This is a genomic window from Bradyrhizobium sp. USDA 4501 (genome assembly GCF_054062115.1).
Map to the genome: position 1 here is coordinate 5,017,344 of NZ_JBSSEX010000001.1, position 22,890 is coordinate 5,040,233.

A 22,890-nucleotide genomic window follows, 5' to 3' on the forward strand; every position below is an offset into this window, starting at 1 on the left:
CCTTGCAACTCACGCCTACACGTACAGTTAACAATGCAGCCTTCCGGTTGCACAGGATAGGAGCAAAGCGCCTCGCTCAGAGAACGATGATATTTATCGAGCCGCTGTGCGGGCTTTCGTGGTGTCGAAATGGTTCAGCATTAGCTCACCCAAAACCGCCGGGTTGAGGATTGGGACTTCCTTGCCGTCGCGCAGCCTGCCGATTGCCATAAGTAGCTTACGTATGTCATAGGTCGAATTGAAGACCTCCGGCACACCACGTTCAACGTTCAGGAGCGTGTAGACGGCCTCCATCGCCGTGCGAACCGAATATTCGGTCGTGAAGATGCAATCGCGCTCCGCCGACTCGGCAAATTGGCCGATAAAAGCAAAGTTAGCAGCCCCTGTGGGCACAACGTTTGGCCGGTCCCCCGCCTGCCGCGGCATGAAGAAAGAGGTGACATACGGCATCATCACCGGCACTGTCCTGGCGGCCGTTGCGGCGAGTTCTGGTATGTCCTCGACCGGCGCGCCGAGGTGATACAGCCATTCCTGGGTGATTTCCTCGCCTGTGCAATCTTGCATCGGTTTGTTGACGTAGTCTCCAGGTTCGTCGACAAAAAGTGAGTAGACCCAAACGACGACCTGATCGCTGGGCTGGTGCTTGAAATGCGGCTGGCGGTTTACGGTCCAACTGAGGAGCCAGCTCGAATCCTTCGCCGTAACGATGCCTCCTGTGACGACCTTGCCGCTGAACGGATCGCGTTTGGCGATCTTGCGGATATATCCCGGAATGCGCGCGTCCAGAGTCGTGACAGTCGCCGATTCCCATTTGGTAGCGGGGATATTACCTCCGAAGACGTCCGGGCGGCCGAAGGCCGCGTCCTTGGCCGCTATGCGGCGCCACAGATCCCATGCAGGCGCCGGGCCTTCATCGAGTTTGGAGGGCGTGTGATGGTCTCCCTTGTCCGAGTTCTCGGTGAGCGATCCGATCGTCATGAATACAAGATCATCGGCGCCAAGGGAGACGCGGCCCGCGACACCTTCCTCCAACCAGTAAATGGTGGTGGCCTGCTTGCGTCCGGCCTTTAGGTCGAAATCGACATCAGTAACTTCGACGTCGTAGCGGAAGTTGACGCCTTCCTCGAGCAGCCATTTGCACAGCGGTAGAACCAGGGATTCATACTGATTGTACTTAGTAAACTTTAGCGCGCTGAAATCCGGCAGGCCGCCGATATGGTGGACGAACCGATGCAGATAGAGCTTCATCTCAAGTGCGGAATGCCATTCCTCGAAAGCGAACATTGTGCGCCAATAGAGCCAGAAATTGCTGATAAAGAAATCCGTTCCGAATACTTCGTCGATCCGCTTATTTTGCATCTCCTCGCGGGAGGCCAGAAAGATAGAAATCATTTCCTTCTGCGCGGCTTCGTTCAACGTGAAGAGGCCATCGGTATGGGCATCCTGTCCCTGGTTCACCGTCACCCGCTGAAGTGAGTAGTTCGGATCATCCTTGTTCAACCAGTAGAATTCGTCGAGTACGCTGGCCCCCTCGATTTCGAGCGACGGGATCGATCGGTACAAATCCCATAGACACTCGAAATGATCTTCCATTTCACGGCCACCCCGGATCACGAAACCTCGCTTCAGGTCGTGGCTACCGTCGAGCGCTCCGCCGGGTATCTTCAGCCGCTCCAGTATAGTGATCCGATCGCCACGCATATGGCCATCACGGATCAGAAAAGCCGCGCCTGAAAGCGCGGCCAGACCCGAACCAACAAACCACGCCGTCTTGTTATCCACACCTTTGGGTTTGCGAGGGCGCGCGAATGCTTCGTAATTGCCGCTACAGTAATACATGGCGACATTCCATCCGACTGGATTAATCGACTAACGAGATGGCTCAGCAAAAGATGTTCTCGGGCGCCAGGCATTTACGCGGGACGCCGATCGTCAGACCGCCGTCGACGACGATCTCGGAACCGGTAACGTAACTCGACTCGTCGCTGAGCAAAAACAGGACAGCCTGCGACACCTCTTGCGGCTCGGCTGGTCGGCCAAGCGGTATGGGGAAAAGCGAGGAATCGAAGCTCTCGGTCATTGGGCTGGCGATAAGGCCGGGATGGATCGAGTTGACGCGTACGCATGAGGCGACGGCCTCCAACGCAGCGGACTTGGTTATGCCTCGCACGCCGAACTTGGAAGCGACATAGGCATGAAGCCCGGCACTGCCCCGCAACCCCTCAACCGACGAGATGTTAACGATCGAACCTCCGCCCGCACGCCTGATGGCTGGCAGAGCCGCCTGCATTCCCAGAAATACACCGGTGAGATTGACAGCCAGGGTCTCATTCCACCGATCGAGCGGGAACTGCTCGAGGGGCGCAATGTTCACGATCCCCGCATTGTTGACTAGGCCATGCAGCAGGCCGAAGCCAAGCTCCGCGCTTGCAATTGTCTTGGCCCAGTCCTCTGGCCGGGTAACGTCTTGATGGACGTAGACGGCCGAGCTGCCGAGTTCAGCGGCGAGAGCCTCTCCCTCGGTATGAAGAATATCAGTGATTACAACCTTGGCTCCCTCAGCCACCAGCAGGCGGGCATGAGCCGCCCCCATACCGCGAGCCGCGCCCGTTACAATGATGACTTTGTTATTCACACGTCCCATGAGGGATCCTTGGTTGGTGCTGCGGATCAATGGCGATGCAACGTCTTCCAGGCGTCGAAGAGGACGCGGGAATCGTGCTGGCCCTTGTAGAAGGGCGAGACCGGACGTTGAATATCGAGCAAGCCGAACACGGCGGTCTGTGCCGCGCGCACTGAGTATTCGACCGTAAAAACAACGTCGTCGGGAATCTCGCAGAATTGACCGATAAAGGCCAGGTTGCTCGATCCGTTCGGGATGACCTTCGGTCGGTCGGTCTTCGCGCGCGGCATGAACTGCGCGGTGATGTAAGGCATCATTGCCATAACCACACGCGACGTTTTTAGAACGTGCGGGATAATCTCGTTGAATCGCAGGTGCGAAAGCAGTTCGACGAGGATTTCACGCCCCGTGCACTCCGACATCGGCTTATGCACGAAATTACCAGGGTTGTCGGGGAAGAGCCCGTAGCCCCACCACACCCAGACATTCTTCGGCTGTTCGTAATAGTGCGGTTGACGATTAAGGACGATAGTCAAGAGCCAATTGGAGTCCTTGATCGTCACCAGTCCGCCCTTGCCCGCCTTACTGCCGGAGAAGGCCTCAAGCCAGTCGAAGAAGCACGCGTCGTCCGCCGTGACAGTGAACGACTCCCATTTGGAGCGATCGATTTTGGAGACGAAAACCGTAGGGTTACCGAAGTCTCGGCTTTTGCCGGCCAGTAGCTCCCAAAGCTTCCACGAACCTCCGCTTCGCTCCGTCTTCAGCACTGGAACCGTGTCCATCGAACCGTAGCTGGTATCGGATGTCATTGAACCGTTGGTCACAAACACCAGATCGCGTTTAGCCAGATCGATAGCGCGGTCCTTGCCACCCTGCCGATAGTGCAACCGCGTCGCAATCTTCTGCGGGCCTTCGATCACAACCTCAATATCGATCACTTCCGCCGCCATCTCGAACTGTACGCCGCCGGCCTTCAACCATGCGACGATCGGGCGCACTATGGCGTCAAACTGATTGAACTGCGTCCGGTAGATCCCCGCCATGGTGTCGATTGTCGAGAACAAATGCAGGAACCGCAGACAGTAGCGCTTGAACTCGGTCGCGCTATGCCAAGGCTTGAACGCGAAGGTTGTGGACCAAATGAACCAGAAGTTGCTCTGGAAGAAATGATATCCGAACCAGTCCTGGATCGTCCGGGAGTTAAGCAACGACTCTGGTGCCCCGCAAAGCGAGATCAAGTCTAGTCGGTCTCTCTCGCTGAACCCTAGATCGGAAACATCGACGATCTGACCGCCAGATACCAAGCGCGCCTTGTCGTTCCAGAAGAACTCCTGATGGAATTCCTTCAGTTCTTCCATTACCGATCTGGACGGATCAGCAATCGACGGAATGAACGATAGCAAATCGTAGGTGCAATTGAACTTCTCCTCGAACATGCGTCCGCCGCGCATGACATATCCGTCCTTTGGGTTACCATGTGCGTCAAGGCTTCCGCCGAATTGTTCGAGCTGCTCGAACAAGACGATATGCTGACCTAATAGCCCGCCCTCCTTGAGGAGGTAGACCGCAGTTGCCAAAGAGGCAATTCCCGTTCCGACCAAATAGGCACGGCGAGGAGCTGCCTCCGTCACCGGATCACGGCGGGAGACCGGGAAAGAAGAGCACATCAAGTTCTCCGGCACATAGCAGTTAGAGCATTCAGTAACCAGCCTGTGCAATCCGCGCGCCGATAGCGGCGCGTGCAAACAGTGATTGCAAAGCACGGCTCCTCAAGGTGTCCACCGCTACCGTTATCCGGATCTGGTAGATTTTAGCCGCAGTGCTGCCCGGAGCGCTGTGAATTAAGGACGATTTTCGAGCATCGTCACGTCAGGTTTCCGACCACTGCCGTCATTGACCAGACAAGACAGAAGGCAACCGCACAGGACGCTTGGTACAGGTTAGCGCAACCGGTTCCGGTAACCGCACGTCACCGACTTTGATGACGACGCCCGTTGAAGTTCTCTGACCAGCACCCGATGAGGCTCGATATGAGACGCCCGCGCAATCCGACTACGGTGCGCCCGTCTCATCACACAAATTGTGGCGCACTTGCATCACCTCTGGCCGAGCAGCTGCGTCAAGAGATTACGCCGTCAACCGCCATTCCTATACTGGCATCAACCGCTTGCCGGCACGTCCGGCAGATTCCGTTTTCTATCTCCCAAACGGCCCTGCTTCGCGGCAAGATCAACGGGAGTATTCCATGACACGCAAAGGTAAACCGAAGAACCCCAGTCACGAAGCCTTCATCGTGACGGGCGAAGGCGAAACTGCATTTTGGACAAAGGTCGGCGGTGTCTGGCCTCACGACGACGGGAAGGGGCTTTAACGTCAAGCCGATAGCGCTACTCGTCGGTGGCCGGCTCGGCTCGTCATTCTGTGAACGCAAGGATGTAAGTGCGTGATCGTCTTCCCTGGTCCGAATAGCTCTGTGCGATCGTAACCGGGGCAGCGAAGAGGCACGATGGCGCGTCAAACGAGGCCATTCCGATGTGGAGCAATTTCCATGACCTCGCCCACGAGCTGACCGTAGTCTTGCGCGACAAGGTTCTTCAAATATTGACCGCTCTTGGGCCGATGTCGCTACCGCGCATTTCCGAACCCTCGACGCGGGCTAAAGCCTATGATTCGGCTTCGCCTGCGAGGCGCCCCAAACCCTGAGAGCCTGGGCAGTGAGCTTGGCGCTCGCCAGCTTTCTCCAGGACCGCCCCACTTCGATCCAATTGCTTTTCCGCGCGGGTAAGGTGGCCAATGTTTTTCGTGCAATCGGTGCGAGATTCGCGGCTTCGGAATCCGGATCGCGGTTCGCATCTTCTAGGATTTTGAAAGCTGCCTGCTCGGATCGTGCCCACCCTTCCTCTGTGAACCTGCTCTCGCCAAAATACTCGAGGCATGTGCGGAACGTCAAAGCACGGCCGATAACTGTATGGTTGGGGAGTGCGGGTTCGTTCAGCCACTTCCCAAAATAGTCACACCACTCTTCGCTGCTGAAGTCGCGGAGACCGCTTCCTTCAAAGATCAAAAGTGCCGCCATGCCGGCGATCTCGTATCGCACCTGTTCATCCTGCTTCTCGAACCAGTCGCGGATTGTCTGCAAGGGCGTCATAGGCCGCGTCACGACTGATGTCACTGTCCAGTCGGTGCGATTGAACGAAACAACGTTTTCCAGCGGAGGCATGCGCGGCCAGGGCTTCCCTTTCGCGTCCCATAATACCCACCGCTCTGCGATCGCTTTTGCCTCTTCGGGCGATCTCGTTCGCCAAAGCTCCTTAAGCGCCTCGTCGACGTAGTACGAAACATCCGCCTGCACGCCACACGTACGCGCGATTGCCGCGCGGCGCCCAGCGTCAAGGAGCCGCGCCGCGAAATTGTTCTCTGCGTTCATTTTCCGAGGCCTTTCGCGCCCTTTCCAGCGCGTCCCGTTCATTCCGCTCTATGTGATCGAACCAGGAGCCCGGGGGGAATGTCGCTATGCGCCGGGCAAAGAACGACTGCGGCTCCCAAGCTTGTCCCTCGCGCTTCTCGAAGATGATGACACCTTTTCGGGTGAAGTAATCGGGCCCCGGAATATTGCAGTTCACCAAAAGGAGAACCCGCCATAGATCGCCTTTGGTAATCCGCGTCTCATTCACCTTCGGTAAATAATCCACGCCAACAGGTTCTACGATGGTGCAACGGCCATGCCTGAGCAGATCGCCTAGCTTGCCTTGGGGGGTGGTCACGAAGTTGAAGTTGGCCGGATCATGCAGAAAGCGAAGGTTCACGTCCTTTATGCCGTCCGTGACTTCAGCGGCAATCAGCGAGAGAGCGAAGGCGCGCCAGCCCAGTTCCAGCGGCTTCGCGTATGTCGAGGCGATCTCTGGCGTTCCCTCAGAAGAGAACCTCCAAGTTATGACGTACACTTCGTGTGATCGATTGTCGCGGTGCCTGGTCCACGAAAAGAAAACATATTCGCTTCGGTCGGCTCCTCGAGCGACGCCCCAGCTTCGAGGGACCAAGTGCGCTACTTTCGAGACCTTGGAGAGGATTTGTTCGACGGTCTCGCCGTTTTGCGCCCGCCAGGTTGATTTGACGTTATGCACGAGAGGGATGTCGTTGGCGCGAACACTGCTGTTTGTGACGGCTAGGTCAGCGCAGCAGATCAGCAGAAGCGCGAGACAGAACGAGGGCGCGCATTTTCCAGCCATTTCTCACCTGTTCCAGCCATTCCTCACCTGCTGCCCGGATCTACCTGTTCTCTCTGGGCGGGCTCAATCCTAAGGGGACCGCGACTTCGCTGTCCTCAGCACTGAAAGTTAGCGGCGACGTGACGACGCGCCCGTCGGTATCGGCCGAGCAGACGCCGCCCTGTCCTCGTGTCACGCGCCGCTAACCTCAGTGGCCAGCCACGGCCTCAAGTTGCGATGGTAGCCATGCCTGAGGGAGGGCCCGCAGGCACGCCCAAGGATCTGCATTCTTCGTGCCAGCCGATAGTCGGCGGTTCGTTGTGTTTTTGTGTTAGCTTTAGCGACTTTCCGACATGGTCGGGTCCCGATCCCTGCACTCAGGCCTGTCCACAGCCGCGTCTTATCGACGTTGTCATCTGGGTAACTATCGGACGCGAACCCTCGCTGCCAGCCCTCACATGATGAAAAGCGCGCTTCAGTTACCGTCCTCGGCGTTGTTTGAGTTGGCGCCGTGGCAGCAAAGTCGACGCCAAATTCCGGCCGAGCCTTTGGGTAGATGCGATTAAGGCTTCCAACGCGCAAGGCAAAGGAAGAAGGAACGGTTCACCGCGCTCTACCACCATCTCAGCCTGCCTATGCTCAGGACGGCGTTCTTCGCGCTTAAGCGGGAGGCGGCGCCTGGAGTGGATGGGGTGACGTGGCGGGACTACGAGGCCGATCTCGATCGCAAGATCGCAGACCTGCACGCACGGGTCCATCGGGGAGCGTACCGGGCGCAACCAAGCCGCCGCCGGTATATTCCGAAGGCGGATGGCCGTCAGCGCCCGCTCGCAGTGGCTGCCCTGGAAGACAAAATCGTCCAACGCGCAACTGCTGCCGTGCTGAACGCGATCTTCGAGGAGGACTTCCTCGGATTTAGCTATGGCTTCCGGCCCGGGCGCGGCCAGCATGATGCGCTGGACGCCCTGGTTGCCGGGATCAACAGCACGAAGGTGAACTACATCCTGGACGCCGACATTCGGTCGTTCTTCGATGGGGTCAGCCAATCTTGGCTGGCCCGCTTCGTTGAGCATCGGGTCGGCGACAAACGCATCATCCGCCTGATCCAGAAATGGCTTAAGGCGGGCGTTCTTGAAGACGGAATCGTCACGACCAATGATAAGGGAACGGGCCAAGGTTCGGTGATCTCGCCGCTCCTCGCCAACGTCTACCTTCATTTTGTGTTCGATCTCTGGGCCGAGCGCTGGCGACGGCGCGACGCTACGGGCGGCATGATCATCGTGCGTTACGCGGACGATGGTGCGCCACGACGGCGCGAAGGAGGTGTGATGTAGAGCACCTTTGAGCAGCCTTGCTGCACAGAAGATGGGGGTTGGCCCCTCGAACTCGGGTTGCAGGATCAGGGTTCAAACCACCGGCTGCTGCTTCGGCCCAATGGTCGAGGTGGTGAGCGAGACCGGAAAAGGCAGAGCAAGACTCTGTCAGGTAAGGATCGAGGAGACGAGCGCAAGCGAACCACCGATGAACTGTCGAAAGCGTAGGGAAGACGTCAAAACCAAGGGGTAGTCGTTATCTTGGGATCAGTCTGAGCGATACCTGTTTACGGCTCAGGCGGCGTCCGGCAGGCGAGGTGGCGTGACCTCGGTTCAGGCTTCTGTGCGGAACGTGGGAACCTGTATCGCGATGCCAAGGGAATGGTTCAAGTGGAAGCCCCACAAGAGTCTGAGTACCAATGCGCGATGCAGGGACGGAGCCGTGTGTAGTAGTGACGAAGGCACTGTAATGGTGGCGGAGCGAAGGCACGGCACTGTCCCGCTTGATTGGAAGAACAACCGGAGACGGGAGGACTCTTTTGGGTCAAGCAAAGCCGTATGACATCCCCAAGCGCTGGGTTTGGGAGGCGTACAAACGGGTCAAAGCAAATCGGGGCGCAGCCGGTGTGGACGAGCAGTCGATCGAGGTGTTCGAGGCAGACTTGCAGAGCAATCTGTACAAGCTCTGGAATCGAATGTCTTCGGGTAGCTACTTTCCACCGCCGGTCAAGCGTGTGCAGATCGACAAGCGCGACGGCGGGAAGAGGCCACTAGGAATTCCTACGGTGTCGGATCGCGTTGCTCAGGCGGTCGTCAAAGGATATCTGGAGCCGGATTTGGAGAAACACTTTCATCCAGACTCGTTCGGATATCGACCCGGAAAATCGGCGCTCGATGCCGTTGGGGTTGCTCGCCAGCGATGCTGGCGGCATCCCTTCGTGCTCGATCTCGACATTCGGGCCTATTTTGACTCGATATCGCATGAGCTTTTGCTCAAGGCGATTCGGAAGCACACGGACTGCGCTTGGGTGTTGTTGTACATTGAACGGTGGCTTAAAGCTCCCGTTCAACTGGAAGACGGCACCCCTGAACCCCGAGAGAAGGGCACGCCGCAGGGCTCGGTGGTATCACCGCTGATGGCGAATCTCTTTCTCCACTATGCGTTCGACATGTGGATGCGAAGAAATCATCCGAGCATCCCGTTCGAGCGTTATGCCGATGATATTCTCTGCCATTGCGACAGTGAGCGGCAGGCACAAGAACTGAAGGAGGCGCTTGCGAAGCGCTTTGCCGAATGCGGACTGGAGCTTCATCCGGACAAGACGAAGATAGTCTATTGTAAGGATGACGACCGGCGAGGTGATTATCCTGAACAGAAATTCGACTTTTTGGGCTACACGTTCCGTGCCCGTCGGTCGAAGAACCGTTGGGGAAAGCACTTCGTCAACTTCAGCCCCGGTGTCAGCAATGCCGCGACGAAGGCAATCCGACAGGAAATCCGTGCCTGGCAACTACGCTGCCGGGTGGATAAGAGGATCGACGACCTGGCGAGGATGTTCAACCCGATCATTCGAGGCTGGATGAACTACTATGGTCGGTACTACAAGTCGGCGCTTTACCCGACACTACGCCATCTCGACCGATGTCTCGCGCGATGGGCGATGTCGAAATACAAACGTCTGCGGCGACATCGAAGACGGGCAGAGCACTGGGTACGGGACATTGCTTGCCGCCCCCCCACGCTGTTGGCCCATTGGCCGATGCTGCACAAGACGGCGGCTGGACGGTAAGAGCCGGATGAGCGGAGACGTTCACGTCCGGATCTGTGAGCGCCTGGGGGTGAAACTCCCCCGGGCGACTCGACTAGTGGTCGGCTTTGAGCGCGAGGACGACGCACGTCGTTTCCTCGATGCGATGCGCGCGAGACTGGAGGAGTTCGAGCTGACGCTCCATCCGGCCAAGACCCGCCTGATTGAGTTTGGTCGCCATGCGGCGGCTCAACGTAAGCAGCGCGGACTCGGAAAGCCGGAAACCTTTGCGTTCATGGGGTTCACATTCATCTGCGGCAAATCACGCCAAGGGCGCTTCCAGCTTCAACGGAAGACCCGTAGCGACCGCATGCGAACCAAACTCCGCGAGATCAAGGAGGAGCTGAGGCGCCGAATGCACTGGCCGATCCCTGCACAGGGGAGATGGCTCAGGCAGGTCGTGACCGGCCACTTTGCGTACTTTGCTGTCCCGACGAATGGCCGAGCGCTCAATGCGTTTCGGTTCTATCTGACCGACCTCTGGAGGCGTACGCTTCGGCGGCGCAGTCAGCGGAACTGTCTGACCTGGGATCGCATAACGCAGATCACCGACGACTGGCTCCCCAAGGTTCGCATCCTTCATCCATGGCCGAAGCTGCGCTTCGCCGTCAAACACCCGAGGTAGGAGCCCGGTGCCTTAATTGGGCTCGCCGGGATCTGCGCGGGGGGCGCCCAGTGATGGGGGTCCCTACCGCGAACAGAATCTGTTTTCGCCACTGTTTTTCAAGGATTTGCTTTCGGCAATATGGGCACTGCTGAGACGGCGGCCGAAGGATGAGATCGACGATGGCGTGACGTACGGCTGGCATGGTTGGCTGAGGCGGAGGCCCGTTGATTCTTTTTTTCCGCCCCGCATGTGCGAGGCGACGATGTTGCAGGAAGGCGTAGGCAATCATTGTCATCAGGGCGTGGCGATGAAGACCGTGCCATGATCGCCCTTCGAAGTGGTCAAGTCCAAGCTCCTCCTTCAACTGCTGATGCGCCTGCTCACAAATCCACCGTGCCTTGATGGTGGCGGCCAGCGTGCGCAGATCCGTCGCCGCCGGAAGGTTGGCCAGATAGTATTTCTTCTCCCCGGACGCACGTTGCTCGCCAATGAGCCAGGCTTCGTCGCCTGGGAGATGCTGCTGACCTTTATCCCATATCCGCTGCGGAGGGCCGTCGGCGGTCCGGACACGGAGAGCAGCAAATTGGGCTTTCAGCCGACCTTTCGTCCCGCTACGCCAACTCACGGTTTTCCATTTGGCGCTGGCGAGCATTTGTTCTGCGGCAATCGATAAGATATCGGGCACGTGGTGCTTTCGTGGTTTTCCGCGGACCTTGGTAATCGGCCAAATGAGCTTCACATCGACCGGATACACTTTCTGGTGCCGAGGGATGCCGACAGCCCAGGTCAGCCCGCGCTCTGTTAGCCCTTGTCGAAACGGTGCGCTGAGGCCGTATCCTGCATCCGCCAGCACACATCCAAAGCGCACGTTGGCTGCCATCGCGCGGTCAATCTCGGCTAGAGCAATCTCGGGCTTGGACCGTGCCGTTCGATGTTCGACTGGCACGCGAGCGCGCTTCAAACGAGATATGTCGCTTGTCCAACTGTCAGGCAGAAAGAGACGTAACGCGACCATCACGGGCACTTCGCCGCGAGCAAGCGTCAAAGACACCAGCGTTTGGCAATTTGCCGTTTTACCGAGAGCCGAGGCGTATTGAGCCGCAACACCGACCGAGCGCTCACCCTTCTTGGGAAGTGAGGTGTCATCAATAACCAGCACCGCATCCCTGCCGCCGACAAGTCGGTCCGCCTGGTTGAGCAGCTCTGTCTCCAGCGGCGTCGCGTCCCAGACACCGTCCGCAATGAAATGGTGCAACTGGTCGTAGTTGCCCGAGGCAAGGCGTTCCGCCATCGGCTGAACGCTCTTGCGATCGCCCGGACCGATCAATCCCGCAACATACAGAGGACACATCCGCTGCCGGGTCTTATGACCCAGCCGGTCCAAGAACGGCATCAGCCAGCGTTCGAGTTCGTCTTCCCATCCGGGCATGGTCAGCCCTCCCAGAGCCGACCACCCATGAATCATTGAAAAATTGATTCGGGAATCCTATAAAACGCGGCAAAATCAACAATCTGCCAACGTAGTGCTAACCAACCATCCATCTTGCTGCGCTCCGGGGAGCATCGCCTGAGAAGTCGGTCACCTCATTGCATGAAGGTTGCGGCCGCAAGGATTGCCAGCGAAGCCAGTCCCAGCAAAATGACGCAAGCTATGTACGGGAGGTCGCCGCGCACTACACAGCTCCAGCACTAAACGGAGCGTGCATTCCAACACAAACCAGCGATCTATGCTCCGCAACCTGACACGGAAATACAAGGCCCGCAGCTACCAGCTTGCGTAGTATCGGTCACACGGCTCAGCGATCCATCTGTTGGCGCTAACCAAGCCATCGAACGAAGAGGACGGCCAAGTAACTATGGCTCAAACGCAGCGGTTGCGCCACGCATTTTCAAACCATCGTATCCCGTAGCATTCCGGGAACCCCTTCCCTCCGTGCCGCACGGTGGCGAACACGCTTCGATGGGATTGGTGGTGCGCAAGTGATCCCAATGCTCGGCAGGAAGGTCGTAGAAGACCAGCAGCGCGTCGCGATCCTTGACCAGGCATTCGACCGCCTGGCCGTACTTGGCGCGGTATTTCTCGGCGAAGACGTCGATCGCCGCTTCGGCGGACGCCCGGTTCGGTGCCCAGTAGACCTCGCGCAGATCCTTCTTCATGGTGGCCTGTACCGAGAGCGGGACCTTGTCGAGGACGTTCACGGTCTTGTGCACCCAGCATCGCTGGTGCTGCGTATCGGGACAGATCTCGTCGAGCGCCTTCCAGAAGCCGAGCGCGCCGTCGCCGACGGCAATTTCCGGGGCGGTCTGCAACCCGCGCTGCTTGACGTCGATCAGGAACTCGCGCCAGCTCTGCGCGCTTCCCCGCACGCCGACCTGAAAGCCGATCAGTTCCTTCTTGCCTTCCGGCGTCGCGCCGATCAGCACCAGCATGCATTCGCTGTGATCTTCCATGCGGGCCTGCAGGAAGACGCCATCGGCCCACACATACACGTATCGTCGCGCCGACAAGTCGCGCCTCTCCAGCGCTCGTACTCGCCCTGCCACTCGGCCGTCAGCCGGGAAATCACCGCGGGCGACAGGTTCGGCGCGTCCTTGCCCAGCAAGGCCGTCAGCGTCTCCTGGAAATCGCCGGTCGAGATGCCGCGCAGGTACAGAACCGGCAACAGCGCATCCAGACTTCTGGTCCGCCGTGCCCACAGCGGCAGGATCGCCGAGCTGAACCGGATCCGCTCGCCATCGCTGGACGTCCCGCGGTCGCGAATCTTCGCCCGCGCGACCTCGACCGGGCCGACCCCGGTCTGGATCCTCCGCGCCGGCCCGTAACCATGCCGCACCACACGGGCGCGCCCGTCGGCAAGCTTCAAGTCCTTCACGGTGGCAAGAAAGGTCTCGACTTCGACCTTGATCGCCTGCGCCAGAAGCTGCCGCGCACCAGCGCGCAGAATATCGGTCAGTGGATCGTCGATCTCATCGGGCTGACGAAGTGCAACAATATCGCTAGTCTCGTTCATGGCGTATCGCTCTCCTCGAGAGGTTCTGGCAGGCTCGTCACCCGCCTCGATACGCCGCCTATCTCAGTCCCTCATCACCCACTTTCCCGCATAGCTCACAATCGTTCCAAGGCACTCGATTTGGCGAACGGCAAATGCCTCTGTGCCAACCACCATACCATCTGCGGGAGCCGAAGCAGATCAGCATATGATGGACGAGTTGTTCAATTCGTCGGCGGTGATCGCGCCCGGGCAAGCGGCCGAATTGCGCCGAGCAATGCTCGTAAACTAGCATGTCGAGAGAACCATTACCGCGCGCCGACGGGCTGCGCGTATTCCGCGAGGCCAAGTTCGAGCGAACGTAGACGTAGAACCGGGAGCCCAATGCCCGCGATGCCACCGAGACAGGCGATAGGTAATACGTCATCGCGTAGTGGCGGACCTCCCAAGTCAGATAGGTTGAATACGTGGTGCAGAGCACGTATGCGGCAACAGCGCACCGCGCATCTGACCTGTCAACCAAAGCGGGTGATCCGTGCCCCATTCAGTGAAGCAGAGAGCGGAAGATCGCGCTGCTGGAGGTGTCATGACCTTGAATTCGTACGATGAGTGGTCGAGATTGAACGAAGTCGTAGTGGGTACGGCCACCAATTATACGGCTCACGATCGCGAACTCTCTTTCGATCTATTCTTTCATGATAATCTGAAGGGGCGCTCGGAGTGGTATTATCCGCGTCTGGCGGCAGCAGGTACGCAAACTGACGCACGGGTCCGCCACCGGATCAAGGACCGGTACCTTGATGAACTGAATGAGGACGTCGAAGGAATTGTAGACACGTTGCGAGCGCTTGACGTGACCGTGCATCGACCGATGACGCTCGATGTGTCCAGCGTTGAGGTTCGTACCCTTGCTTGGTCAGCGGCGGTGGTGCCGCCGCTCAATGTCCGCGACATAGCGTTGGTGGTTGGAGACGAGGTGATCGAGACCCCTCCCATGCTCCGATCGCGATACTTTGAGACCCAATCTCTCAAACCAATCTTCGCGTCCTATTTCGGCGAAGGCGCGCGATGGTCGGTGATGCCGCGCCCATTGATGACCGACCGGTCATTCGATCCTTCCTACGTCCTATCAACGACCGGCGGCCCAATAGAACCGATCCGCCATCCCCGAGCGCATCCCTATGACGTTGGCCTAGAGATGATGTGGGATGGTGCGCAGTGTTTGCGTTTGGCACGCGATCTGGTCGTAAATATCGCCACCGAGAATCATGCGATGGCATGCGATTGGCTAGAGCGCCATTTAAATGGACGATTTCGGATCCACCGGGCCTACAAACTGAGCGATAGCCATATTGATAGCATGGTCTTACCGCTTGCACCGGGGCGGCTGCTCGTGCGGTCTCGCGAGGTGGCCGATTATTTGCCAGAAGCAATGCGCAACTGGGACATGATAGTCGCGCCCGAACCACTCAAAAACAATCTCCCAACTTACGACGACGACGATCTGCTGTTGTCCAGTCTTTACATAGATATCAACGTCCTTTCGGTCGCTCCTGACCTCGTTTTGGTCAACGATGCCTGTCCCGAACTGGCTCGGATTCTTGAACGGAATCGCTTTCAGGTGGTCCCGGTTCGGCACCGCCACAGGCGGCTCTTTGGTGGGGGATTCCACTGCTTTACCCTCGATATGGTCCGCGAAGGCGGGCCGGAGGATTACTTCAGCTAGTACGACATATACGTAATCGTCTGCTCCCAGGTCGACGATCGGAATGCAGCTGTTTGGAGGGGCCGGATGCCCGCGCCTCGATCGGCCGACCCTCGCCTTCTACAATGGTCGGAGTCCCCATTCGAGCCTTGATGGTGGCCCCGGATCAAGCTTACTTCGTCCGCTGCCGTTCCGCGCGGTAGCCTAGCCGTGGCAGAAACTGTCCTCCCAAATCGTTAAGTCAGAGCCTTGAAGTGTCCATGACCAAGCCACTCGTTTTTCTCAGCCACATCAACGAAGAAGCCGAATTGGCAGGGTTGTTCAAAACGGAGATCGAGCGGGTATTTTTGGGCATGATCGAGGTGTTTTTGTCCTCTGAAGACACAACCATCGCGGTTGGTTCAAGGTGGCTGGACAAGATCACAGAGGGGCTTCGGTCTGCGCAGGCAGTCATGATCCTATGTAGTCCCATCAGCATCCATCGCCCGTGGATCAACTTCGAGGCAGGAGGAGGATGGGCTCGCGACATCACGGTCGCCCCCCTTTGTCACTCAGGTCTACGGTTTGTGCAGCTTCCGTTGCCGCTCAACTTGCTGCAAGCGGTTAAGGCGCATGACGCTGAGGGTCTCGGGCGTCTCTTCGCGATGCTTGCGGCAAAGCTGAACGCAACGATCCAAGCCATCGACGCAACGGGCTTCACTCAGACGGGTTTCATTCAGAAGGTGGTTGCGTTTGAGGACAAGTATTCACTCGAAGTGAAAGCGCTCCCACACTTGCGCACTATCCAAGCCGCATGGCCGGAACTGATTTCGGCCATCAAGGGCGCCAGCGGCGGACCAGTGAACGTCCAGAACGTCGCAGAATGGCGGGAAACTGCGATCCGATTGGCGCTCGAAGCTCTGAAGAAAGATAAGTTCCTCGACTATGCCGATGGAACCACATCGATGACCATCGGGGGTAGCGGCAGTGGGATGACCGGCGATCTGGTACTGGCTCCAACGTCTTCGTTGACCACGATTGTGGGGCGCCGGTTTTAGCCACCTCCTTGGTACACAAAGCTGGTACAAAGAATCTTAGAAGGGCGACAAAAAACTGAATGTTCTCAAGGTTGTCTGGATTGCAGACGCCAAACCTTTCCTGGGCACCATCGCCCTTCTAAGAGCGTGAAATCCAAAGCAAATTAGCAAATTCAATGGCTTACTCGCTCCTCAGTGGTACAGAAGGGTGGTACAATGCCGTTGGTTAGGTTGAACCGCCCCGGGATTGCCGGAGGCCCCAACTCCTGAGAAGGTGGGGCCGTTATGAGCAAGACGACGACGAACAAATTTTCAACTGAGGTCCGTTCCCGCGCGGTACGGATGGTTTTGGATCACGAAGGCGAGCATCCGTCACGCTGGGCGGCGGTGTGCTCAGGTGTGCTCAATTGCCGCGAAGATCGGCTGCACGCCACAGACACTCAATGAGTGGGTCAAGAAGGCCGAGGTAGACAGCGGCGCACGGGTCGGCTTCCGACGGATGTTGCCGAGCGTCTGAAGGCACTGGAGCGGGAGAACCGGGAGCTCCGGCAGGCCAACGAGATCCTGCGCAAGGCATCGGCGTATTTTGCCCAGGCGGAGCTCGACCGCCGGTTCAAGCCATGATCGCCTTCATCGATGATCATCGCGAGGCTTACGGGGTCGAGCCGATCTGCAAGGTGCTGCTGATTGCCCCGTCGACTTACCATGATCACGTTGCCAAGCGGCGCAATCCAGCCAGGCTTTCAGCCCGCGCCAGGCGCGATGCGGCGCTGAAGGTCGAGGTCCGCCGCGTGTTCGAGGAGAACTTCTCTGTTTACGGCGTGCGCAAGGTGTGGCGCCAATTGCGGCGCGAAGGTCGGGATGTCGCCCGCTGTACGGTGGCGCGGCTGATGAAGGAAATGGGCCTGCAAGGGGCGATCCGGGGCAAGCCCGTGCGCACCACGATAAGCGATCGCGCGGCACCCTGAACCTCCTCCGAATGAGTGGACACCTGTAGTAGGCTCGGAGAGCCAGGAGGTGTCGAATGCAAGGTCGTGAACGTCGGTCATTCACGGAGGACTATAAGCGCCAAGCCGTTGAGCTCGTGATGTCGAGCGGTCGCTCGGTCCCGTCGGTGGCCAAGGAACTCGGTCTGCGCGATTCGGTGCTGCGACGCTGGGTAGACAAGGTCCGGCAGGAGCCGACATCGGCGGCGTGGCGCCCCACCACGCAGACGACGCCGATGTCGGCGGACCAGGCTGCGGAGATCGCCCGGCTGCGCCAGGAGAACGAACGGCTACGCATGGAGCGCGACATCCTAAAAAAGTCGATCGCGATCTTTGCCGGAACCCGGACATGAGCTTCCGCTTCATCGAGGATCACCGCAACATGTATCCGGTTCGTCTGATGTGTGAGGTGCTCGAGGTCTCGCCGGCCGGCTATTACGCTTGGCGCACGCGCCCGGTGAGCGAACGGACACAAGCCAATGCCACGCTGCTGGCTGAGGTCCGGCAGGTCTATCAGGACAGTGGCGGGCGCTATGGCAGTCCGCGAATCCATGCCGCTCTGACGTCGCAGGGACGCGGCACCAGCCGTGGCCGGATCGAGCGGATGATGCAGCGGCATGGCATCCGAGCCATCATGCAGCCCCCACGCCGGGTTCGCACCACCGACAGCCGTCATGACCTGCCGATCGCACCGAACCTGATCATGCGCGACTTCACGCCGCCTGCTCCGAATCGGGTCTGGCTCGCCGACATCACCTACATCCCGACCGCGGAAGGTTGGGTGTACCTGGCGGCTGTGATGGACCTCTTCAGCCGTAAGATCGTCGGCTGGGCCATGGGCGATCACATGCGCACGGAACTCGCCTCGTCGGCCCTGACGATGGCGATCCAACAGCAACGACCGGAAGCTGGATTGATCCACCACTCCGATCGCGGGGTGCGTCTCGATCAAATACACCGACGCCTGGCCGAGGCCGGCATCGAGCCGTCGGTCGGCAGCGTCGGCGACTCCTACGACAACGCGCTCGCCGAAACGATCAACGGCCTGTACAAGGCCGAGGTCATCCATCGACGTGGTCCGTGGCGTTCATTCGATGCCGTCGAATATGCCACGCTCGAATGGGTGGACTGGTTCAACAACCGGCGGCTCCTCGAGCCCATCGGCAACATCCCGCCGGCCGAAGCTGAGGCACGCTACTATGCGCAGACCGAGGAGTTCGGTATAGCCGCGTGACTCAAACCAAATGGCCTCCGGCAATCCCGGGGCGGTTCAGTCCCGGGCCGTCGGCATGCCGCTCGTCTACCCCCTTGGCCGCTCCAATTCGTTAACTTGACGGTACCGTCAGGACAACACGAGAGGTGTTGATGAACCCAGGACATTCCCAACCGGGGGATCGCATTACTAGCGGTTCTTCCGAATCGGTTCACCGGGCAGACCGTCTATCGGGCGTCACCCGCGCGCTCATGCGGCGCCTTAGGTTCAGAACCAGGCTACCGAGGCCTGCCGCCAACGATCCGATGAACCGCGAGGCCACGGCTGTTGGTGGATCTTCGCAGGACCAGGATCTTGAGGCCTGGGCGGCAGAAGAGAGACTGAACGAAGCTGAGCATCGGCTAGAGGCGGTACACAGAATAAGAGCTTGCGAGAGGAGATTGAGCGAGGCGTCCCTAAACCTTTCAGCGTTGTCCCTGACCTCATTGCCCGGCTTGCAGGCGTGGCTCCAGCACTTGCATGTCTCTAATAATGATCTCACCGGCCTGCCCAGCCTTCCACCGGCGCTCCGCTACCTTGACGCCAGCTTCAATCAGCTGACCCACCTGCCCCCCCTGCCAGCTGGACTCTCGTACCTGGATGTCCGTTTTAATCAGCTGATCAACCTGCCCGCACTCGGGCGCAGTCTCCTGTATCTCAATGCGGACGGAAATATGCTGAGCAGTCTGCCTGAGAATCTGCTGGAGATTAATCGAATGTGCCTAGTTGGTCTGGAGCAAAATCCCCTGTCCGAGCGGGTGCGAACGAACCTGGAGAGAGCCGTCTACGCCGAGGGTTATCAAGGACCTCAGATCTTTTTCTCGATGAATGAAGGAGTGGAGCAAGCTACGGAGCGGCCTCTTGACGCGGTTGTCGCGGACTGGCTCGAGGGTGACCCGCAGGCAGTGGCTCTCTGGGAAACTTTCGCCAACGAGGAGAACGCCGCCGACTACGCACGCTTCCTCGACAAGCTGCGAGACACCGTGAATTATGGCAATGAGACGTTCCGGCAGTCAGTACGCGAGGGAATACGGCAGGCGGAGACGTCCCCGTCCTTGCGCCGGCAGTACTTCCAATTGGCGTTCGATGCGACCCGGAGCTGCCAAGACCGCGTCACTTTGGCCTGGAATGGCATGCAGACCGCGCGCTTAAATGCGGAGATCGAGAATGGAGTGCTCGACGGGGAGCTCAACAAAATCCTGCAGCGCGTCCGTGTCCAGTTCCGCTTGGATGCGTTACACCGGATCGCTCGCGAAAAGGTCCGCTCGCTACGTTTGGTCGACGAGATCGAGGTCTATCTGGCCTACCAGGTTAAACTGCGCGACGCTTTGGAGTTCGAGCACATCGCGCCGGACATGCGCTATTTCGGGGTCTCCTACGTCACCGAAACTGATCTTGCCGATGCCGCGGCATCAGTGCGTGAGCAGGAGGCGAGGGACTTCGAGAACTACTTGGTCACGCTGTGGGATCCATGGCAGAGGGTGCTGGAGAGGCTCGTCCCCGAAGAATATGCTGCGATGAAGGCACGGCTCGCCGATGAAGAGGAGTTTTCAAGGCGTTTGGATCTCCGCCTGGCCGAGTATGGCTTGGCTGGCGATGATGATGCCACGCGAGAGCTCGGGAACCAAGTCTTTAAAGAGATTAAGCGCGACCTCTGCGGGGAACTGACGAGGCGGGTGCTTGAACGCCATGGCCTTGCGCTGTCCGGCTGATGTGCGGTCATGACTATAGCGTCCCGAATGCCGCAAATTCGTAAGAGGCAAGCTGATCATAACCGGCCCGGTTATGTCCGGTCATGACCCGGGCTTTTGTTCGCCGCCCTTCTCGCCGCGGCCGCGATTGGTTTTGTGCTCGCGGATGAAGTCGGTCAGGCTTTCGAGGCCGAAGTCAGTGAAGGCGGGGATCTGCTGATCGTCGGGCCCGTAGACCCAGAGGCAACCGTCTTCCGGCTCCATGTCGACATAGACCTCCCACAGCAGTTCGGCGTCCTCGCCGAGCATTGTACGCCTCCGTTGACGCCGTTGACGGCCGCCTTGTTTGGCGGAAGCGAGCGCTGCACGGTCCGGGAAGGATCTCGATAACGACCATGCGGCTTCCGCAACAGGGGCATGGCGGTCGTTCGGATGTGTCTGCGACTGCGCACGCAGGCTGCTGCTCGGGCGCCTGATCAGCAATCGAAGGCGGCGTTGCCGCAAGCAAGCGACGGATCAGCATGAGCTTGGCACGGCGATGCCCGTTAGCGAGAAATCCATAGTGGCGGATGCGCTGGAAACCATCGGGCAGGACGTGAAACAAGAACCGGCGTATGAACTCGTCGGCCGCGAGCGTCATCGACGTCATCCGTGCTCCGTCGCGATAGTCGCGCCAAGAGAAGGTGGCGCCGTCATTATCGACTGCGAGAAGCCGGTGATTGGAGATGGCAACGCGGTGCGTGTAGCGAGCCAAATAGGCGAGAACCTGCTTGGGGCCGGCGAAAAGTCGCTTGGCGTAGACCAGCCATTCGATGCGGCGCAGCGACGTAAGGACTGCATCGAACGCTGAATGATCGCTGAGGTGCTTCAGATTGCCGAAGAAACGCAGCTTGTCGGCATGATAAGCAGCCCTCAGCTTCTCCAGGAACAGCCGGCGGTAGAGACGCGACAGCACGCGCACCGGCAGAAAGAAGCCCGGTCGGCAGGCGATCCAGCGATCGCCGTGCGCCGACAGCCCGCCGCCCGGCACGATGCAGTGGACGTGCGGGTGATGGGTCAGCGTCTGGCCCCAGGTGTGCAGCACCATGATCGCACCGATCTCAGCGCCGAGGTACCGCTTGTCGGCCGCAATCGTCTTCAAAGTCTCAGCCGCTGCCTCGAACAGCATCGCGTAGACGGTCGCCTTGTTGTGATAGGCGATCGCCGCCACTGGCGCCGGCAGCGTGAACACCACATGGAAGTGCTCGACCGGCAACAGGTCGGCAGCGCGGGCGCTGAGCCACTCGCGGGCTGCCGTACTCTGGCACTTCGGGCAATGCCGGTTGCGGCAGGTAATGGGTGACGCCCATTAGCTGCCTTATGGGCAAAGCTGGTAATGGGGAGCTGGCGGCAATTTGATCACGCTCCTGCACCAATCACCGCCAACCCCGCTCTCCATTATGAGGTACGCCTGAGGAGTTCGATCAGCTGGTCGGTGGGCTGGAAGACGCCGCGCCGCAGGTGGGGCGGCACGATCGCCTCCATCGCATCGAGCTTCTCGGTTGGATCGCCGCGCGTGTAGACCTCGGTGGTCGTCAGCGTAGCGTGGCCCAGCCACAGCGACACCTTCCGGATGTCCCCGGTCGCTTGCAGAACGACCATCGCGCAGGTGTGCCTGAGCACGTGGGGCGAGACGCGTTTCTTGGCGAGACCGGGCTGCTTGCGAGCCGCAGTCGCGGCGTGCTGCCTGAGCAGATAGGCAAAGCCCCATCGGCTCAGCGGCTCACCACGGGCGTTGACGAACACCTCGGGTGTCGCGACCTGCCCGCGGATGGCCAGCCAGGCACGCAGTGCAGCGGCCGCCGGCTTCCACAACGGCAGCGTCCGCTCCCGGCGTCCCTTGCCGAGCACGCGGATGCTCATCGAAGGCAGGTCGATGTCATCGACCTTGAGGCCCGTCAGCTCGGAGACGCGCAGCCCTGCGCAGACGGCCACGTGCAGCATTGCGCGATCGCGGATGCCATCGCGTGTCGCCGGATCGGGAGCGTCGAGCACGGCTTGGAGCTCTTCGCGCAGAAGGTAGGGCACCAGGCGCGTGTCAGTTTTCTTGAACGGGATCGCCAGTACACGGCGGATCTGCTCGAGCGCCGCCGGCTGCCGATACTCGAGGAAGCGGAAGAACGACTTGATCGCCGCCAGGCGAACGTTGCGCGTCACGGCCGCGTTTTTGCGCTCGTCCTCAAGATGCTGAAGGAAGGCGCTGACGAGCCCGGCATCGATCTGTTCGAGCGTCAGCGCCGAAGGTTTGACCTTGAGCCGGTCGGCGGCGAACACGAACAGCAGCTGGAAGCTCGAGGCATAGGAGTCCCTCGTGTGCCGGCTGGCGCCCCGCTGGCAAGCGAGGGTGTCGCGCAGGAACGTCTCGATGAGGGGAGCGATCGGCGTCATGCTGACCTCCCTTCGGACATGAACGCTTCGCCGGCCATGGCGACGTCGCGCAAGAGGTCGGGCGTGGCCTCGAGATACCAGTAGGTCGCATAGATGTTGACGTGACCCATGTAGGTCGCGAGTGCCGCCATGTGCGCCCCGCACCGGCCTCGGCCGGTAGGGCTGCCTTGCAGCGCGCGCACCGCAAACGTGTGCGTAGATCGTGCAGGCGAGGACGGCGAGCCGACGTCGATCTGATGCCAGCCTTGTCGACCAGCCTGTCGA

14 protein-coding genes, 5 pseudogenes and 1 other annotated feature are annotated in these 22,890 nt (G+C 59.4%); of the genes and pseudogenes, 9 read left to right on the forward strand and 10 right to left on the reverse strand.

Going from position 1 to position 22,890, the window contains the following annotated elements; genetic code table 11:
- Window positions 1-93: 93 nt before the first annotated feature.
- From ACVWZM_RS22805 to ACVWZM_RS22825, 5 genes are all read right to left on the reverse strand, one after another.
- Window positions 94-1,839 (reverse strand): oleate hydratase, encoded by a 1,746-nt coding sequence (locus ACVWZM_RS22805; protein ID WP_456854940.1) that lies wholly within the window; start codon window positions 1,837-1,839, stop codon window positions 94-96.
- A gap of 43 nt (window positions 1,840-1,882) precedes the next feature.
- On the reverse strand, window positions 1,883-2,644 hold the full coding sequence (locus ACVWZM_RS22810; protein ID WP_456854942.1) for a glucose 1-dehydrogenase: 762 nt from the start codon (window positions 2,642-2,644) through the stop codon (window positions 1,883-1,885).
- A gap of 26 nt (window positions 2,645-2,670) precedes the next feature.
- The gene (locus tag ACVWZM_RS22815; protein WP_456854944.1) at window positions 2,671-4,290 is read right to left on the reverse strand and encodes an oleate hydratase; all 1,620 of its coding nucleotides are present in this window, start codon (window positions 4,288-4,290) and stop codon (window positions 2,671-2,673) included.
- A gap of 989 nt (window positions 4,291-5,279) precedes the next feature.
- Window positions 5,280-6,050, reverse strand: coding sequence for a hypothetical protein (locus ACVWZM_RS22820; protein WP_456854946.1), 771 nt, complete (start codon window positions 6,048-6,050; stop codon window positions 5,280-5,282).
- Window positions 6,013-6,852: a nodulate formation efficiency C protein gene (locus ACVWZM_RS22825; RefSeq protein WP_456854948.1), complete on the reverse strand. Its 840-nt coding sequence runs from the start codon at window positions 6,850-6,852 to the stop codon at window positions 6,013-6,015. Before ACVWZM_RS22825 ends, ACVWZM_RS22820 begins: the two co-directional genes overlap by 38 nt.
- Window positions 6,853-7,523: 671 nt before the next feature.
- Between ACVWZM_RS22825 and ACVWZM_RS22830 the strand changes: the two genes are divergently transcribed.
- The 3 genes from ACVWZM_RS22830 (at window position 7,524) to ACVWZM_RS22840 (ending at window position 10,577) form a co-directional block, all read left to right on the forward strand.
- Window positions 7,524-8,165, forward strand: coding sequence for a reverse transcriptase domain-containing protein (locus ACVWZM_RS22830; protein WP_456854950.1), 642 nt, complete (start codon window positions 7,524-7,526; stop codon window positions 8,163-8,165).
- Window positions 8,166-8,683: 518 nt separating this feature from the next.
- Window positions 8,684-9,934: a group II intron reverse transcriptase/maturase gene (gene ltrA / locus ACVWZM_RS22835; protein ID WP_456854952.1), complete on the forward strand. Its 1,251-nt coding sequence runs from the start codon at window positions 8,684-8,686 to the stop codon at window positions 9,932-9,934.
- Between the two features lie 76 nt (window positions 9,935-10,010).
- Window positions 10,011-10,577 carry an RNA-dependent RNA polymerase family protein gene (locus ACVWZM_RS22840; RefSeq protein WP_229160076.1) on the forward strand — a complete coding sequence of 189 codons (567 nt, stop codon included), beginning with the start codon at window positions 10,011-10,013 and terminating at the stop codon, window positions 10,575-10,577.
- Between the two features lie 98 nt (window positions 10,578-10,675).
- Here the strand turns inward: ACVWZM_RS22840 and ACVWZM_RS22845 are convergent.
- Window positions 10,676-12,024: pseudogene (locus tag ACVWZM_RS22845) on the reverse strand (IS701 family transposase).
- Between the two features lie 468 nt (window positions 12,025-12,492).
- Window positions 12,493-13,570 (reverse strand): annotated as a pseudogene (locus tag ACVWZM_RS22850) (IS256 family transposase); the annotation flags it as partial.
- A gap of 565 nt (window positions 13,571-14,135) precedes the next feature.
- On the opposite strand from ACVWZM_RS22850, the gene ACVWZM_RS22855 reads away from it, so the two are divergent.
- From ACVWZM_RS22855 to ACVWZM_RS22880, 6 genes and pseudogenes are all read left to right on the forward strand, one after another.
- Window positions 14,136-15,275: a hypothetical protein gene (locus ACVWZM_RS22855; RefSeq protein ID WP_456854954.1), complete on the forward strand. Its 1,140-nt coding sequence runs from the start codon at window positions 14,136-14,138 to the stop codon at window positions 15,273-15,275.
- A 65-nt stretch (window positions 15,276-15,340) separates the two neighbouring features.
- Window positions 15,341-15,462, forward strand: a pseudogene (locus tag ACVWZM_RS22860) (IS3 family transposase); the annotation flags it as partial.
- Window positions 15,463-15,514: 52 nt separating this feature from the next.
- On the forward strand, window positions 15,515-16,291 hold the full coding sequence (locus ACVWZM_RS22865; RefSeq protein WP_141343368.1) for a toll/interleukin-1 receptor domain-containing protein: 777 nt from the start codon (window positions 15,515-15,517) through the stop codon (window positions 16,289-16,291).
- 264 nt (window positions 16,292-16,555) lie between these two features.
- Window positions 16,556-17,235: pseudogene (locus ACVWZM_RS22870) on the forward strand (IS3 family transposase); the annotation flags it as partial.
- Window positions 16,849-16,965: a sequence feature (AL1L pseudoknot), on the forward strand. Its footprint overlaps the pseudogene before it by 117 nt.
- Before the next feature lie 59 nt (window positions 17,236-17,294).
- Window positions 17,295-18,490 (forward strand): IS3 family transposase gene (locus ACVWZM_RS22875; RefSeq protein WP_456854956.1). Its coding sequence is split into 2 segments (ribosomal slippage): window positions 17,295-17,580 and window positions 17,580-18,490, totalling 1,197 coding nucleotides; the frame shifts between segments, so codons are not numbered across the junction.
- A 419-nt stretch (window positions 18,491-18,909) separates the two neighbouring features.
- Window positions 18,910-20,220 (forward strand): NEL-type E3 ubiquitin ligase domain-containing protein, encoded by a 1,311-nt coding sequence (locus tag ACVWZM_RS22880; protein WP_456854958.1) that lies wholly within the window; start codon window positions 18,910-18,912, stop codon window positions 20,218-20,220.
- Window positions 20,221-20,581: 361 nt separating this feature from the next.
- Here the strand turns inward: ACVWZM_RS22880 and ACVWZM_RS22885 are convergent.
- The 3 genes and pseudogenes from ACVWZM_RS22885 to ACVWZM_RS22895 all read right to left on the reverse strand — a co-directional run.
- A pseudogene (locus tag ACVWZM_RS22885) lies at window positions 20,582-21,532 on the reverse strand (IS91 family transposase); the annotation flags it as partial.
- A 104-nt stretch (window positions 21,533-21,636) separates the two neighbouring features.
- A complete protein-coding gene (locus tag ACVWZM_RS22890) occupies window positions 21,637-22,626 on the reverse strand; it encodes a tyrosine-type recombinase/integrase (RefSeq protein WP_456856751.1) in 990 nt (329 codons plus the stop codon).
- Window positions 22,623-22,757 carry a hypothetical protein gene (locus tag ACVWZM_RS22895; RefSeq protein WP_256575959.1) on the reverse strand — a complete coding sequence of 45 codons (135 nt, stop codon included), beginning with the start codon at window positions 22,755-22,757 and terminating at the stop codon, window positions 22,623-22,625. The genes ACVWZM_RS22890 and ACVWZM_RS22895 overlap by 4 nt, the downstream gene beginning before the upstream one ends.
- Between the last annotated feature and the right edge of the window lie 133 nt (window positions 22,758-22,890).